The following is a 16,463-nucleotide window of genomic DNA, read 5'->3' as shown; positions in this document are numbered from 1 at the left end:
AGTCTAATTCTAAACGAAATCTGTGTATTTATTATATATGAATCAAAAAAAACCGAGCAATCGAGCTCGGTTTTGGCGGGTAAATTTATTCAATAGACCCTAATAAACATCACGACGATAACGACCGTCTAAACGTAATTGTTCAACTGTGTCTTCTCCAAGGATATCAATTAAAGCGAGATCAACATCAGTCGCCATACCATTGATACTGCCACAGACATAGATCACCGCATCATTGGCCACCCATTTTTTCAGTTCTTCGGCATGATCACGTAGTTTATGATGTACATAAATTTTTTCAGCTTGATCACGAGAGAAAGCTAAATCAATACGTTTTAGCATCGCTGTGTTTTGCCAAGCTTGAATTGTATCTTTAAAGAAATAATCGTTTGCTTGTTGGCGTTCACCAAAAATCAACCAGTTTTCAGTATAGTCCATACGAACACGGGCATGAATCAAACTCATTAATCCCGCAATCCCGGTACCATTTCCGATGCAGATAATCGGGCGGTTATCGGTAATTAAATGGAAAGATTCATTATTACGAATTCTTAAGGCAATTTTATCACGCAATTGCACATGTTCTGTCAGCCAACCAGAACCGAGACCAAGCTCACCTTGAGGATTTTGTTGCTGACGAACCACCAAACGCAACACTTGCTGACTTGGAATACTGGCAATCGAATACTCACGAGTTGGTAGCGTAGGGAGTTGCTCGAGTAAGTGTTCCATATTGGCAAAAGGTTCAATAGCAACATTTAAATCGCGATTCCAAAGCGCTTCTTGAATGCTTTGTTCGAGTGAATCCACTTTTGTCTCTGCATGAACTTGATATTTATCCAAGAACAATTGAATACGTTCTGGACTATTTCCCGTTTGAATTTCAGCAATATCGCCTGCTTGCCAAGCTGTATCGTAACTGGCTTGTAATTCAAGATTAAATGCGGGTGCGCCTAAGCTGTTTGGATTGAGTAATTCTCGTTTTGTTAGACGCCATTGATCAAAAACTTTATCAATAGACATTGTTTGTAGATCGAGTTTTGTGGCTTTTGCTAAAGCGTCATTCCAATGTTGGATATCTGCATTATTGCCATTGTTGACTTCAAGCGTAGCAAACAATTGTTGCGCACCAGAATGTTTTAACCATGCATCTATGCGATGCCCAAAGCTACAATAGGTCTCAGGATAGTCTTGTGAACCCAATGCTAGAACCGCATATTTTAAATGCGAAAGATCCAATGATGTAGCCATGAGCTTTTTCTCAAAGTGCGAGGCTAAGTCAGGTGCTTCACCTGTACCATAGGTACTTGCAATCAAGAGAATCTGTTTGGCTTGCTTGAGATCATCTTCAGAGAGTTGTTGTACAGCTTTTACCGTTGTTGGCTGATGGGCTTCTTGCAGACTGGTTGAGGTGCGCCATGCCAATTGCTCAGACATTCCTGTTTGAGAGGCATAAGCAATTAACCAAGGTGTTGCGTTTGGATCAATTTGAATTGCTGAACCCGCTTGTTTTGCAGCAAGGGTGAGTCGCTTTTGCTTACGACGTTTTAAATACAGCATCCATCCAGTAACAAAAAATAATGGCATTGCCAATGCTGCAAGCATTGCGATGAATTGAAAAACTGGGCCAAAGAAACTACCACGGTGCACAGGGAGCATACTTCCCATGATTTTTTCATTGAGTGGTTTGCTTTCGTATAAGTCTAATTTTTCAATTTGTGCAGTTTGATAGTTATAGGTTGCTTTATTTCGTGCACGCTCATGTTGTGGAATAGCATCAACAAAGGTGAGTTCAACTTTACCATCTGGCTTTTTAGGGATCGAAACAGTCAGGGTCGAATAGTCACGTTTAATTTGAGCATTAAACCCATTCCATGTTTGAGTAAGTACATGTTGAATTTGTTCTGGTTTTAAACCTTCTTTATTCTCATGCTTATTTTCACGGTCTGGTTGTTGATGACCTGTCGTTGAATTTTGCTTTTCGCCACGTTGTTGTGGTTGTTGTTGAGGATTGCCCGAAGCCCCTTGACCTTCTCCACCACGTGCTGCTTGCATTTCAGGCTGAGGTCGTTCAACCCCCATTACTTTAAACATACCATTACGCCACCAGTCATACGACCAATACAGCCCTGTACATGCTAAAAGTAAATAAAAGATCACCACCCACGTTCCGACTACAGCATGTAGGTCCCAAAGAAAATTACGACCTTTGAGTTTAGGCTTAATGGCAAACCATTGTTTAAAAGAATGCTTTTTCGGCCAGCGTAAATAGAGACCACTGAGTACAAAGAAAATTAACATCAAGGTACTGGCGCCAGTAATTTGTTTACCGACTTCACCCACAGTTAAGTTACGATGCAGTTGCTGTATAAATTGAAAAAAATCTTTGCCTTTCACTTCAGGAAGAACTTCAGCCGTGTAAGGGTTTACCATCATGGTATAACCTCTACGAGCGCCTTCTTTGACAATATTAATGTTTGAAGCCTCTTCAGCGGATTTCGCGACAGTAATACTGTTGATCTTCATTTCAGGGTTTTGGGTTTGGAAATGTTGATAAATTTCAGCAGGCGTGAGTTTTGCCTGATTTTCAACTTTTACCGTGTAGCTATCTGGGTTTAACCATCTTTGAATAGGTTGTTCATAAGAATAGATTGCACCAGTCACTCCCATAATTGAGAGAATTAAACCAGCTGTAATCCCTAGAAACCAGTGAATTTGAAAAAAAGTCTTTTTAAACATGGCAATGCAAAGGGCAGAATATTTTTGATAGCAAATTATAGCTGAATAAATCGGAGAGATAATGAATTTTGCAGATAATATTTATTCTCATTATCATTTTTATTAAAATAGCGAAGTACAAAAAAACCTCCAAAAATGGAGGCCTTTTAAAATTTTAAATTAAAGTGTCTTGGGTTCACCAACAACTTCTTTTAAATGTTTACGCAGTGTTTCAAAGGGGAAATTCTTGCTATCCATACGTTTAGGTAGAATATATGCGCCTTGTTGGCCTTTGACTTTAAAGTTTACCAGTAAGAATTCAGGGGTGTTGTACCATTCATAAATGTCTTTCCAAGCCACTGTTCCAACACCTTCTTGTACACCCATTTGTTGACGCATCACAATACCACTTGGCTGTACACCTAATTTTACACCTTTGATTTCCTGAACTGGAAATTCATTCATCTTGCGTTTTACATACCATTCAAGACCGAATTTGCGAACCAAAAGATAGATGGCAACCGAAGCAAGAACCACCCAAAAAATAATGGTTGAATAGTTTTTAATTAAAGCGATGCCAAGTAATGAGAGTATGACTGCTACACCCATGATTGCCCAAGCTTTAATCCCAATTTTATTGGTACTACGCCAAATTGCAAGTTGAGCGCCGCGTTGTTCGGCTTCCGAAACTTCGTACGGAACAGGTTGTAAGGTATAAGCGTAAATATTCTTGGCAGTCATAGTGTCAGTAATGTATGTAAATCTAGTCAGAGTTTAGCACTAAATCTCAAGATTTAGTGCACCTATTGTACCAAATAACGATGCAATTTTGATGCAGATTTATAAAGAAGCTAATTCAGTAGATTGATCATCTCGTTCATGGCTTAAATTCTGTTTCAAGCTACTCAGTTGCTTTAAAATACTGAACATTAATGACAATTGTTGAAGAATAATGAGTGATTTAGAGTCTTCTGACTCGGATTGACTTAAACGGGCACGAATGGCTTTCAACATATTATGTGCGGTTAAATCAGGCATTTCATCCCGTAATAAAGCCCCAGAGATATCATCTAAAGCTTGATCCAATAGATTAAGCACCTGTTGGTCTTTCACTTGCTCACGATGTGCACCGAGTGCTGCGATATAGCTAAGAAAGGTATGATTTAAACATAAGAACTCAAAAGCTAAGCTTTTTTGACTTGGGTCAAAATCTGGTTCAGTGGCAAGGGTTGAAATCAGTGAGGCAACATCTGCATCTCGATTATGTGCAGCACGACGAACAATTCGATACTCTAAACTATTATTGCGCCCCTGATGATATTGAGCGACTACATTTGCCAAATAATTGCATTGAGCTTCAAGTGAACGTTGAATGGTGCGGGGTAAACGACGGAACTTCCAGTCAGGGAAAATAAAGCTGACACCGAACCAGGCGAGGGCACAGCCAATCACTGTATCAATCATACGAGGTAGTGCTGCCTCATAGCCAAGCCCATCCAAGTTAAAATTGATCAGCGCCATGATGGTAATAAAGGCAGTGGCTTGGGCATACTGTTTACTGCGTAAATCAAAAAACAATACACCACTGAGTACGAGTAATAAGAGTTGTCCTTCAATAGAGGGTACAAAATACAAAATTGCATAGCCTAAAATAATGCCGCCTAATGTTCCAATAATCCGTAATCTTAAACGTCGTTTGGTCGCATTAAAGTTCGGTTGGCTGACAAACAGTGCTGTTAATAGAATCCAGTAACCGTATTCAATATTGGTGAGTTGTACAAAAACATAGCCAATAAACAAAACAATCGAAACGCGAATTGCATGTCTAAAAAGTACAGACTCGGGGGTTAAATTTTGTTTGATTCGAATGACAATATCATCCCAACCTTTGAGGTCATCATCTTTAAGTTGGTTTTCGAAATTTTTACTTTGATCGTATTTAATATGTCGTTCAGTTTCGAGATTTTGTAATTGGGCATCAATCGACTTTAAGTTTTGATAAAGTGCAAACAATGAATTGACCCAAATTAAATCATAATTTTCTTCTTTTTTGAGTTTATCTAGCGAGTATCTGAGGTTTTTAAAAGCATGCTCAAAACGGACATTATGCTGGTAAGTGGTACGGTGTAAGATGCTATCGCTTAGATCCTTACAGGCTTTGCCTTGCAGCGCTAAAATGCGTTGGAAACGAAATAACACATCACTATGTTCAAACATTTTTGCCAGCTTTTGATAATCAATATGCGCTGAATCGGCCCGTTCATGAATATCTTGTGCAACAAAGTAATACTGTAAACTACGACGCGTATCACGTTGTCCTCGGTCACCCTTTAAACGCGTCAACAAGGCGGTACGCATATCATTAAAAATGCTGATGAGCTGTCCATTTTCCATAGACAAACTAATCATACTGTCTTGATAGCTGGTTGGTGTCATATCGACATCAAACAAATTAGATTTGGAAAACAGAAAATTACCTAATGAGGAAAAACATTGAGACAATTTGTCTTGAACTTGCCGTACCGGGAACAGTAAAAAACTGATGGTTGAAATAAGCCCATACCAAATTGCACCAATCACCAATAGACTTGGCTGGATATACCATTGATCAAATAAATGCACCCCAAGCATGGAATACACAGAGACCACCAAACAGCCATAAGAAATGGTGGCATAGCGACGTCCCAAAGAACCCAATAAAATCCAACCAATACAAGAAACAATCAAACCTAAGGCAAACAGAATAGGGTATGGAAAGAGCAGGCTCACTGAGGCAGCGGTGATAAAGAATCCGATATAGGTATAGATCAAATTCATGATACGCACAGAGAAGCGATCGTCTATATCACTGAGACCTGCTGCAACCACCCCTAAGGTAAGAGGAATGGTCATTAACTGCTGTCCCAACAGATAAGGTACAAATGCAGTCCCTGTGAAGGCAATGATCATTCTCAAGTTATACATGAAACTTGTGTTGTAGGTTGCTTTTCTGAGTTTTAACAGCCAAGTGTTCAAAGGAAATCCTTGTTAAATCAATAGGGTGTTATGTACTTGGGCAATGCGATTTGGCTTATATGGCTTTTCACTTATCTTTGTGACAAATCATACAATGGACAGTGTAAACTTGTCTGCAACATTCCTTATCAAATTATAAACCATCTATGTCTGAAAAAAACGTGGGTCAGCAGTATTCAACGGGCTGGATTATGCTTTTGGCTTTATTTACCTCTTTGGGTCCCTTATCCATTGATATGTATTTGCCAGCATTGCCACAAATGGCGCAAGACTTTAATGTGACAACCCAGCAGATCGCCAATACCTTGCCTGCATATTTTTTTGGTCTTGCTGTTGGTCAATTGATTTATGGTCCAATCAGTGACCGTATCGGGCGTAAGAAACCGCTTTATTTTGGTATGACCTTGTTTGCTTTTGCCAGCTTGTTGTGTGTTTTAGCACCTGATCATTGGTCGTTGATTGCCGCACGTGTTTTACAAGCCTTAGGGGGCTGTGTGGGGGTGGTGATGGCACGAGCTGCAATTCGAGACCGTTTAGATGTGCAAGGTTCAGCGCAAGCTTTTTCCAGTATGATGATTGTGATGGGGATTGCCCCAATTCTTGCTCCAACTTTGGGTGCCGCCATTCTACAATTCTTTAGTTGGCAAGGCGTCTTTATCGCCTTGTTTGTGATTGGTCTGTTCTGCTTGTTTTGTGTACACTTTTTATTTAAGGAAACACTCGCACCAGAACGCAGGCTGCATCTCAACTTTAAACAAGTGTTTATTTTATATGCTTGTATTTTTAAAGATCGAAGCTTTCGCTTTCCAATGTTGGCAGGTTGTTTTACTGGTGCAGCACTATTTTGTTATATCAGTTCCGCGGCAGCAGTGTTGATGGATGGTTATCATTTAACTCAGCAACAGTTTGCTATTGCCTTTGGTTTTAATGCTTTTGGTATCATTTTACTGTCTTCTATCAATAAGCGTTTAGCCAACAAACTCTCGGTGATCCTGCGCTTGAAAATTGGTGGTTTGATTCAGGTCACAGGCGCATTGATTATTGTCAGCGCAGGTTTCATGTCTGATGCACCATTGGCGATTGTCATGTTAGGTTTATTTTTCTCTGTTTCAGGGATTGGTTTTACTGGACCGAATGCGATGGCATTGGCGATGTCTGAACAAGGCTCAAGAGCAGGAACTGCAAGTGCAATTATGGGCAGTATGCAATTTGCGTGTGGTCTATTGGGCGGTGTGGTATTGAATTTTCTCGTATGGAATCAGTTATTCAATATGGGAATTTTGATGTTGGCTTTTACTGTGGCTGGGTTTATGGCAATTTTAAAAGTGGCTCAACAGTTCAAGATGAAACAAATTTAAGTTTATACCGATACTGAACATGAGATCGTCTTGTTGATTTACAAGACAAAAGTGAATTTTGATTTATTGAATCAAAGACGATCTGTATTCTTTATTCAAGTATGAGGAAATTGACAGGTTCTAAGAGATTGTATTGTTAGAAGTAAGTACGCGATATTCATACATGCGGTCAAAGCAGACATGATAAAAACACAAATACCAGAAAAACAAAAGCCGACGATTCGAGTGATGAGTAAATCGTCGGCCAAAATACTTCGTTATAAAGATTCAGGCTGCTAAGTTGAATCTTAAGAAGCATAAGTTTTTAGTTTCTCTGAGAGAAGGTCTCCAAATTTCTTTGCGGATGCCGTGCAATCAATTTGGTTGCTGCAGACCTTATACTTATATAACGACAACAGTTTCAAATTGGTTGACAAGAAAATGAAAAAAAGTTGAAAAAAAATTATAATATTGTTCTTTATGCAATCTAGGCTGTCGTCATGGTGTCTTTAAACAAATATTTTTTGTGGTTTTTGCTGCTTTGTTTAGTCTTGACCATGGTTGCAGGTGTATTGGCTGCATTATTGCCCAATGAAATTGCTGGCGTGTTAACAGCAATACCTTATTTGATTGCGATGATTATCGTGTTATATCGTTTTCTCAAGCAACAACGCCGTGCGCCTACAGACCAAGAGCGTAAAAAACTGACCCTTGGTTATACTGCAATATTTTGGGGCTATAATTTACTTGGGGTATTTGCGGGTGTTTGGTTTTTTTCTCAGAATGATCCAGACGTGTGGAAAACTTTTGTGATGTATCTGCAAAATACTCAATTTTTGCTCACTGCATTGATCATGTTGCTGATGTTGGCAATCCCTTTATATTTAATTACCTATTGGTTTTATGGAAAGCAAGCGCAGCGTATGGCAGCTAAAATGTTTGGTCAATGATCTGTTTAAATTGTTGACTTTACTTTGAGAAATAAAAGTCATTGATGAAATCTGCGTCAATACAAATAAGCAAAAAATAAATCTTATTTTTTAAGCTATGGATATGCTGTTAGTGTACGAACATATCCATAAATTCGCGTAATTCTTGAATGGCAATTTCAATGTCTGTGGTTAACCACGTCGGTTCAAAGATCCCTGCATAATGTTCTAAACGATCTTGAGGAACAACAAGTCGTATCGGGCAGTCTTCTTCAAGTAAGCGCCATGGCACGATTGGAACTTCGTTATCCAGAAATGGCACAATATTGCGAATATCAATAATCATCGCATTGATACATTCTGGGAAAGGCATAACCGACAATTCATCTGTGCGGCGACGGAAATACTCTAAATCGCCCCATTTTAGAATATAACTAGGCTTATTAAATTCAATAATTCCAATGAGATGGTCATCTCTTGAGGTATGTGTGAAGCATTGATGCGTGACATCAGTGTCCAAGTCCAACTCGACACTTTGTCGTTGATAAGCCATATCTACAATAGCCAAAAAATGGGGTACATATTATAGCTCATTTATCTTTCAAGAACTGCTCGAATTAAAATTTACTTTTGCTTAAAATATTTTTACACACAGATCACAAATAGCCTGTTAGTATAAAAATACATCAATTCGATGGAGGTGGACGTCATGAAACACGATTTCAATAAACCATCTTATGTAACAAGTACTGAAGATATAACGCATAAGAATCGCTTACCCATTTATATGCTTATTCTTGTGGGGTTATTTCTTGTTTCCTTGCTTGTTTACATGATCGCCGACTGGGTTTAATCCCATAATCATCTATAAAGATTATATTGATCAGACAAACTCTAGCTGCAAAGCTGGAGTTTTTCATTTTTGCATGCTTTTGTTGTATTTATGCAGTTAAATTTGCTCGTTATATAAGCAATAGATAAAGTAGAAGAGTAATTCATCAAGTATCCAATTCAAATAAAGAATGTTGCTTAAAGTCATTTGAGCACGCTCAGATTGTTATAAATCTATAACTTGAGGAAATAAAAAATGAATGAAATTTTACAAACAAGGGGGAGATTTGATGCCATGTATTACTGGGATCAATTCCACCCGATTCTCGCCGCTGTTGCCATCCTTATTGTGGGATGGATTATTGCACTGATTGTTGCAGCAGGAATTAAAAAAATCCTAGAAAAACTAGGTACAAATACAAAATTGTCTTCAGCAACAGGTCATCGTTCAAATATTGAAAGTATTCTTTCTCGAATTGTTTTTTGGGTGGTGATGGTGATCGCGGTGATTGGTGCATTAAATGTACTGAATCTTACCAGCGTAAGCAGCCCATTTAGTTTGATGATTCAGCAATTCTTATTGTTTATTCCACAATTACTGGCTGCGGTGGCCATCGCATTTATTGGCTGGATTGTGGCAAATCTGGTTAAAGTCGGCTTAAAAAAAGCCTTGGATCGGACTCAACTTGATGAAAAATTAAGTGCCGATGTCGGGGTTAGTCCGATCAGTCAGAATATCGCTGATATTGTCTACTGGCTAATTTTATTGCTGTTCCTACCAATTGTATTATCAATTTTAGGTTTGCAAGGCTTATTGCTTCCAGTGCAGAACATGCTGAATGAAGCAGTCTCTTATATACCAAATATTTTCATTGCGGGTGTTATCGTTTTTGTCGGTTATATCTTGGCAAAAATCCTACGTGGGATTGTTGAGGGTTTAATCAACAGTCTAAATTTACAAACCCAAATTGAAAAAGTAGGGCTGTTTAAAAACTCAAACCAAGGTTTAGCGAAGTTTTTAGGCTCTTTTGTTTTTGCCGTTGTCATGATTACAGCGTTAATTGTGGCTTTTGAAGCACTTGGTATACAAGCTATTTCACAACCAGCAACCGCAATGCTGGGTGAAATCATGTATGCAATTCCACATATTATTGCAGCTGGATTAATTTTAATTGTGGCTTATGTGGTGTCTCGTTTTGTCGGGCGTTTGGTTTCAGAAGTTGTTGCTGGAACGGGTGTTGATGAAATTCCTGCAAAATTAGATTTGCAACGCTTTTTAGGTGACACGAAAGTTTCTTGTATCATTGGTTATCTGATTGTTTTCTTTACCATGTTATTTGCTGTTTCCGAAGCGGCGAATCGACTTGGCTTTGAACAAGTTAGTCATTTGATTTCAATGTTTATTTACTTTGGTGCCAACATTTTGTTAGGCGCAGTGATTTTGGTGATTGGTTTTTGGTTGGCCAATATCGTGGCGAATGTGGTGCAGCGTGGTGAGTACAATAGCTCAAGATGGTTAGGCAACTTGGTTCGTGTTTTGATCATGGGGCTGGTGATTGCAATGGGTTTAAAAGCCATGGGAATTGCCGATTCGATCGTTAATCTTGCTTTTGGCTTAACCTTGGGTTCTGTGGCAGTTGCTTTTGCATTGGCCTTTGGTCTAGGTGGACGTCAACCTGCAGAACGCGTTTTAACGGATTTAATCGATAAAGCCAAGAAAGAGGCAAATCAACCGAATCCATTAAAGCAAGAAAATACTTATTCATCACAGCCAAGTGGTACAGACGCTACGCAAGTAACCGCGGATACCCCTGCGATTGAAAATGAGTACAAGTCACTTACTGATTCATTGAAACAGGACAAAGATGACCCGAATTAACATTTAAATTCTTTTAAAGATCGATCAGGATTGATGCTTGATCGATCTTTTTATTTTTAGGTCAAAAGTGAGAGGGAATAGAGATGTCTAAGAAAAAGCCAAATAATTTCATTGCACCGATTGTGATTGCAGGAATCACTGTAGGGTTTTTAGCAAGTGCTTATAAGTTTGTGTTTGCAAAACCGAAAAAGCAATCATCCGAAATTGTTAAGCAACAACATGAATCTCAAAACAAATCTCAAGAGTGATTGTGTTTGCAAAGCATGAATTTTATCGGTTTTTTTATAGAAAATAGATAGACATCAGATGATTTATTGTCTAGATTGAATGGGTGAATATGTAGGCAATATAAAACACAGTCATCTGATAAATATCATTTTCAAAGGAATTGAAATGAAGATCATCTATTTTTTACACAAAATTCATCAGTCGTTATTTGCAAAAAAACATGAGCTAAAGTCGATGGATTTGGCGATTCAACGTGTTACCCAGAAGCAGCAAATCCAAAACCAACTTATCTTATTTAAAACAGATTATTTAGAATAAGCTTTCTATCTATTAATCAGTTTAGATTAAACATATTCTGAAGCGGCATGTGCTGAAGCCCATGCCCACTGAAAATTAAACCCGCCTAAATGACCAGTCACATCTAAGATCTCACCAATAAAAAATAAACCTTTTTGTTTTTTACTTTCCATAGTTTTTGATGAAACTTCAGTGGTGTCAACACCGCCTAAAGTGACTTCTGCAGTCCGATAGCCTTCAGTACCAGAGGGTTTGACTTCAAATTGCTGTAATTTATTGGCAATCGTTTCAAGTTTTTCATCACTTAATTGCCCAATCGCCGTTTCAGCCCACTCGGACCAAATGAGATTTTGTAGTTCAATCACCACACTTTTCGGTAAAAGTTCAGTCAGTAAGGTTCTGATTAACACCTTAGGTTGGCTTTGCTTTTTGCGCTTTAAAAAATCAAACAGCTCAAGAGTTGGTAAAAAGTTAATATGGAATGCTTGTCCTGCATTCCAATAATTTGAAAGTTGTAATGAGCTTGGACCACTTAAACCACGATGTGTAAACAACAATGCTTCAGTAAATGCAATCAGCTCGTTAGATAGCGTTGCTTCAACCGCATTGCCGCTTAAACGTGTTGTGACTTCTTTAAATTGATCTGAAAAAGTGAAGGGAACTAAACCTGCGCGTGTAGGATAGATGTGGTGACCAAATTGTTTGGCAATTTCATAGCCGATGCCAGAGCCACCCAATGTTGGAATAGATAAGCCACCTGATGCAACAACAACAGATTCAGCCTGAAAATAGCCTAAATTGGTGGCGACTTGAAAAGTCTGATCGTCAACCGTGTTGATCGCTTTGACTTCACAACTGGTTTTAATCTCAACATGATGTGTTTTTTCACATTCGTTGAGCAGCATGCTTAAGATTTCTTTTGCGCCATTTAAGGTAAACAGTTGTCCATGTTTGCGTTCCTCATAGTCAATGCCATATTCACAGACCATCCCAATAAAGTCCCAATTGGTATAACGCGTCAGGGCAGAGATGACAAAATGTGGGTTATGTGAAATAAAATTTTCAGGCTCAACATAAAGATTGGTGAAGTTACATTTACCACCACCTGACATGAGGATTTTTTTACCAATTTTATTGGCTTTCTCAACCACTAAGACTTTACGACCACGGGCAGCTGCTTTTGCCGCAAGCATTAAACCTGAAGCACCTGCGCCGAGGACAATCACATCATATTGGTTAGAAGACATATCACACTCATGGAAACTTTGAGCAGGGGATTATAGACAAATTTAAAGTAATTTTCAGGACAATTATAAATAGGTAGGGTTTAGCTACGTCCTTGCAAGCCACCACTATGCAGAATCAAGATTTTTGCATTTTCTTTAAAGTAACCTTTTGAAATCAAATCAAAAATCCCATAAAACATTTTCCCAGTATAAATCTGTTCAAGCGGAATGCGATATTGCTGCTCAAAGTTGTTTATAAAGCTAACTAATTCAACTGTGGTTTTGGCATAACCGCCAAAACAATAATCATCCAGTATTTTCCAATTGCTTTTATGGGTGAGTTGACTGACATCTTGTTGTAAAAAATCACCTTTAAGTGCTGAAAACCCTAAAATTTCCTGCTGTGATGAACTGGCGTTAATCAGCCCAGTGATTGTGCCACCTGTTCCTACCGCACAGCAAATCACATCATAATGATTTAAATCTTCTGTCGTTAAAATTTCCTGACAACCTTGTATAGCAAGTTCATTGGTTCCACCTTCAGGAATAATATAAGTGTTTGGATAATGTTGTGTTAATTCATCGATCCAGTCATGATTATTTTTTTGTCTATATTTTTCACGTGAAACAAAAACTAGCTGCATGCCCAACTGCTGTGCTGTCGTTAGAGTAGGGTTGAGCGGTTTATGCGCTAACTCCTCGCCCCGAATGATCCCGATGCTTTTAAATCCAAATAACTGTGCTGCATAGGCTGTGGCAGCGATATGATTGGAATAAGCACCACCGAACGTCAGAATCTGTTTTAGGCTAAGCTGACGTGCTTCATTCAAATTATATTTGAGTTTAAAAAATTTATTGCCAGAAATTTGTGGATGGATTAGATCAAGCCGTTTAACTGTAAGTTGAACAGATCCAGCAAAATCTAAACTTTGGTAGGGAATAGTTTGGGCAATACGATCAAACATGCTGATTTTTTAACTGAGTGGGTGTGTATGAGTAGCTTTGAATTAAGCCTGTTCAAGATATTCTAATCAAACCTGTAAAACAAGACAGGTTTGATTGAGTTTCATGTCTATTATTGGGGATAAATTTCTAGGTTTTAACTCAAGCCTTTTTAACTCAAGCTTTTCACTTAGGCGGATCATTGAGTGCTGGTATCGACGGAAGTTACTACAGACATCCCCGGTCGTAAAAATTCTAAACCTTTTTGATTGGGATCAATAGCAATCCGCACAGAAATACGCTGTACGACCTTGGTAAAATTACCTGTGGTGTTGTCAGGCTTAAGCACACTAAACTCAGCACCTGCAGCAGGTGAAATCTGTTCAATACGGCCAGTAAATTTTTGATGTTTCATAGCATCTACCGTAAATGTTGCTTTTTGCCCGATGTACATATCGGCAATTTGTGTTTCTTTGAAATTGGCAATCACCCAAGTTTGTTGCGGAATTAGATACATTAACTGGGTGCCAGCTGCAACATATTGTCCCACACGAGGAGTAACTTCGCCCAACTGTCCATCCATCGGTGCTGCAATCACGCTGTAGTCTTTCGTTGTCACCGCTTGATCAAATTGTGCCTTGGCATTGGTGACTTGTGCTTTTAAGCCCGATTGAGCCACTTGAGCTGTTTTTAATGCTTCTTGAGCAACCAATACATTGGCTTCAGCTTGTTTGAGTAAGGCTAAATTATTCTTTACATCTGCAGCCGCTTTGTCTTGTTCTGTTTTAGAGGTTGCGCCAGTATTTCCCAATTGTTGATAACGATTGAGTTGTGCTGTTGAAAGTTCATAACTTGCTTTGGCTTGTTCAACTTTGGCTTGTGCGGCCACAATGTCCGCTTTGCGTTGTTCAATCGCTTGGGTTTGATTGGCTAAAGTGGTATTGGCCTGATCAACACCAGCTTCAGCCTGAGTCACTTTCTGATCATAGGTTGTGGTATCAATATGCATTAACGGCTGACCCTTTTTGACATGGTCAAAATCAGTGACCAATACATCTTTGACATAACCATTGATTTGAGAAGATAAAACTGTGGTTCTGCCTTTGATATAACTATTGTCGGTGGATTCTATGCTGCTATCAAAAGGGCCAATTTTCCATGCACGCATAATCACAGCAATCCCCACCAACAAGACCAAGAGCATCAACAGCAATGTTCTTTTCGCTGTTGGAATAAGCTTACTGGATGGTGGTGGCGCTGCTGCTGTTGCAGGTGCTTGTGGTGGTGTAACTGCTGCTTGCTCTGTTGGTTTTTGATCTTGCGACATAAGAATTCTCAAATATTTTTTAATACATAGCGTGACATCATGGATCATCTGATTTCGGAATAGCCTGAGATCTGTCTAACTGCTATTGAGGACCTGTTGCTGTTTTTTGAGTTGATAGCGTGTCCAAGCAATATTAAAACTACTCCAAATCAACAGTAAAATGGCGAAAATTCCATTTAACGCAATCACATCATTATAGGCACGCACTTGTGCTTCTCGTGTCACAATCTGGTTTAAATTGCGATAAGCTTGGTTCTGTTCAAGTGATGCATCTAAAGTATATTTATTGGCTGCTTGCTGATAGGCCGCAAGTCGTTGCACCACCAATGGATCAGTTGGTGATAAGTCACTGACAATTTCAGCCCGATAATTTTGGGTGCGTAATTGTTGATAGGTTGAAAAGAATGAATTTCCAATTAACCCCCCAAAGCTTTGTGTTGCAGAGAACAACACCACAAAAGTGACCATGTGTGATGGGCCTTTTTGTAAGGCATTAATAATCCCTGTCAGCAACAATGGTCCGATAAACATACCACTGGCAAAGCCAACAATAAATTGGCTGCGGTAAAAATTCTCAGGTCGAACATCACTGGTGAGGTGATAGTCTAAAGCGCAAGCAATAAGAACCAAGACTACAGCACCGACCAAGTGCCATGAGATGCGTTCTCTTTTAAAGGTCATGGCGCTAAAAATAGTGCCGAGCACAATGCCAAGAAAAATCACGCTATACAAGGTAACGAACTGATCAGGTCCCATGCCCATGGTTTTTAAAAAGTTAACGGCTGCGTAACTTTGCTCAGACATGAGCAAGCGAATCGCCAACGCACCAAACACAAATTTAAGTGTAGTGGCTGAACCTAGCCAACGGGTAATGATAAGCGGATTGACACGGTAATGTTCATAAGTCAGTCCGATAACAATAAGACTGAAGCCAGCAATTAAGGCATACCCTAACCATTTGACTTCAAACCACCAAAGGATTGGGCCTTGGGTCAGGACGATACATAGCAGGGCAAAGCCGGGTGCAAGTAAGGCAAAAGTGAAGAAATCCTGTTTTTCAAAGACTTCGATTCTTAAGCTACGTGGTAGTTTTAAAGAAACCACCATAGCCAAACAACATATCGCTAAACCCAGCTCAAAGGTATAGAGCACAATCCAGTCATTTACATCGACCAGAGACGGGGAAATGATCCATGCCAGTGGGATACCCAATTGCTGAAAGCCCAGTGCGAGATAAATTCCTCGTCCAAAGTTTTCTCGTTTAAAGGCCTGCATGATGTAGTACATGCCTAAAGAACTCAGGGGGGCTGCAACCAAACCGCTGATCACACGGACAAACAATGCCATTTCAAAGGTGTGCACAAAGATATGCAGCACCAACACACAAATAAAAAGCACTAAACCAATTTCAGAAAAAAGCCGTAACCCATATTGTTGCCGAGCTTTAAACAGAATCATGTTGGAACTAATATTTGCCATCACATAAGCTGCGGGAATCCATGCAGCTTCTGAAGGCGTTAGCGAATATTCACCCTGAATAAGTGGTAAATTTGCAGTAATAAAACCATTACTTAAACTGCCTGAGATCGCAACAAATAGGCCAATAAAAAAATAAATCAGCTTTTTATGTGTTGGATGTGCAATAGCCGCAGGCGAGCCTGGTAAGGTTGGACGCTCTTCAGGTGTCCAATCTGGGGCAGGTTCAAGTAAACGTGGCGATTTATCCATAAGTGC

At 39.2% G+C, this 16,463-nt stretch carries 13 protein-coding genes; 5 read left to right on the top strand and 8 right to left on the bottom strand.

Going from position 1 to position 16,463, the window contains the following annotated elements:
- Positions 1-99: 99 nt before the first annotated feature.
- From AS4_RS17780 to yccS, 3 genes are all read right to left on the bottom strand, one after another.
- Positions 100-2,739 (bottom strand): PepSY domain-containing protein, encoded by a 2,640-nt coding sequence (locus AS4_RS17780; protein WP_096735054.1) that lies wholly within the window; start codon positions 2,737-2,739, stop codon positions 100-102.
- A 159-nt stretch (positions 2,740-2,898) separates the two neighbouring features.
- Entirely contained in the window at positions 2,899-3,459 is a 561-nt protein-coding gene (locus AS4_RS17775) for an SdpI family protein (RefSeq protein ID WP_096735053.1), read from the bottom strand.
- A 99-nt stretch (positions 3,460-3,558) separates the two neighbouring features.
- Entirely contained in the window at positions 3,559-5,733 is a 2,175-nt protein-coding gene (gene yccS, locus AS4_RS17770) for a YccS family putative transporter (RefSeq protein WP_096735052.1), read from the bottom strand.
- A gap of 146 nt (positions 5,734-5,879) precedes the next feature.
- Between yccS and AS4_RS17765 the strand changes: the two genes are divergently transcribed.
- Together AS4_RS17765 and AS4_RS17760 are read left to right on the top strand one after the other, a co-directional pair.
- Positions 5,880-7,091: a multidrug effflux MFS transporter gene (locus tag AS4_RS17765; protein WP_096735051.1), complete on the top strand. Its 1,212-nt coding sequence runs from the start codon at positions 5,880-5,882 to the stop codon at positions 7,089-7,091.
- A gap of 479 nt (positions 7,092-7,570) precedes the next feature.
- Positions 7,571-8,020 (top strand): ABZJ_00895 family protein, encoded by a 450-nt coding sequence (locus AS4_RS17760; RefSeq protein ID WP_034613776.1) that lies wholly within the window; start codon positions 7,571-7,573, stop codon positions 8,018-8,020.
- A 109-nt stretch (positions 8,021-8,129) separates the two neighbouring features.
- Here the strand turns inward: AS4_RS17760 and AS4_RS17755 are convergent, their stop codons facing one another.
- Positions 8,130-8,552, bottom strand: coding sequence for a hypothetical protein (locus AS4_RS17755; RefSeq protein ID WP_004817681.1), 423 nt, complete (start codon positions 8,550-8,552; stop codon positions 8,130-8,132).
- A 534-nt stretch (positions 8,553-9,086) separates the two neighbouring features.
- Here AS4_RS17755 and AS4_RS17750 point away from each other — a divergent pair.
- The 3 genes from AS4_RS17750 to AS4_RS21840 all read left to right on the top strand — a co-directional run bounded on the left by AS4_RS17750 (position 9,087) and on the right by AS4_RS21840 (position 11,255).
- Complete coding sequence (locus AS4_RS17750; protein WP_096735050.1) at positions 9,087-10,709, top strand: mechanosensitive ion channel; 1,623 nt, start codon at positions 9,087-9,089, stop codon at positions 10,707-10,709.
- An 83-nt stretch (positions 10,710-10,792) separates the two neighbouring features.
- Positions 10,793-10,957, top strand: a complete 165-nt coding sequence (locus tag AS4_RS21845; protein ID WP_004817677.1) for a hypothetical protein — start codon at positions 10,793-10,795, stop codon at positions 10,955-10,957.
- Positions 10,958-11,102: 145 nt separating this feature from the next.
- The gene (locus AS4_RS21840) at positions 11,103-11,255 is read left to right on the top strand and encodes a hypothetical protein (protein WP_167468959.1); all 153 of its coding nucleotides are present in this window, start codon (positions 11,103-11,105) and stop codon (positions 11,253-11,255) included.
- A 26-nt stretch (positions 11,256-11,281) separates the two neighbouring features.
- Here AS4_RS21840 and AS4_RS17745 read toward each other — a convergent pair whose 3' ends face one another.
- The 4 genes from AS4_RS17745 to AS4_RS17730 all read right to left on the bottom strand — a co-directional run bounded on the left by AS4_RS17745 (position 11,282) and on the right by AS4_RS17730 (position 16,457).
- Positions 11,282-12,481 (bottom strand): BaiN/RdsA family NAD(P)/FAD-dependent oxidoreductase, encoded by a 1,200-nt coding sequence (locus tag AS4_RS17745; RefSeq protein WP_096735049.1) that lies wholly within the window; start codon positions 12,479-12,481, stop codon positions 11,282-11,284.
- 80 nt (positions 12,482-12,561) lie between these two features.
- Positions 12,562-13,425, bottom strand: coding sequence for a 1-aminocyclopropane-1-carboxylate deaminase/D-cysteine desulfhydrase (locus AS4_RS17740; protein WP_096735048.1), 864 nt, complete (start codon positions 13,423-13,425; stop codon positions 12,562-12,564).
- Positions 13,426-13,601: 176 nt separating this feature from the next.
- Positions 13,602-14,729 carry an HlyD family secretion protein gene (locus AS4_RS17735; RefSeq protein WP_096735047.1) on the bottom strand — a complete coding sequence of 376 codons (1,128 nt, stop codon included), beginning with the start codon at positions 14,727-14,729 and terminating at the stop codon, positions 13,602-13,604.
- Positions 14,730-14,804: 75 nt separating this feature from the next.
- Positions 14,805-16,457, bottom strand: coding sequence for an MFS transporter (locus tag AS4_RS17730; protein ID WP_096735046.1), 1,653 nt, complete (start codon positions 16,455-16,457; stop codon positions 14,805-14,807).
- Between the last annotated feature and the right edge of the window lie 6 nt (positions 16,458-16,463).

The organism is Acinetobacter guillouiae (assembly GCF_002370525.2).
Classification (GTDB): Bacteria; Pseudomonadota; Gammaproteobacteria; order Pseudomonadales; family Moraxellaceae; genus Acinetobacter; species Acinetobacter guillouiae.
Note: the sequence above shows the minus strand (reverse complement) of the source record. Positions and strands in the feature narration are given on the sequence as shown.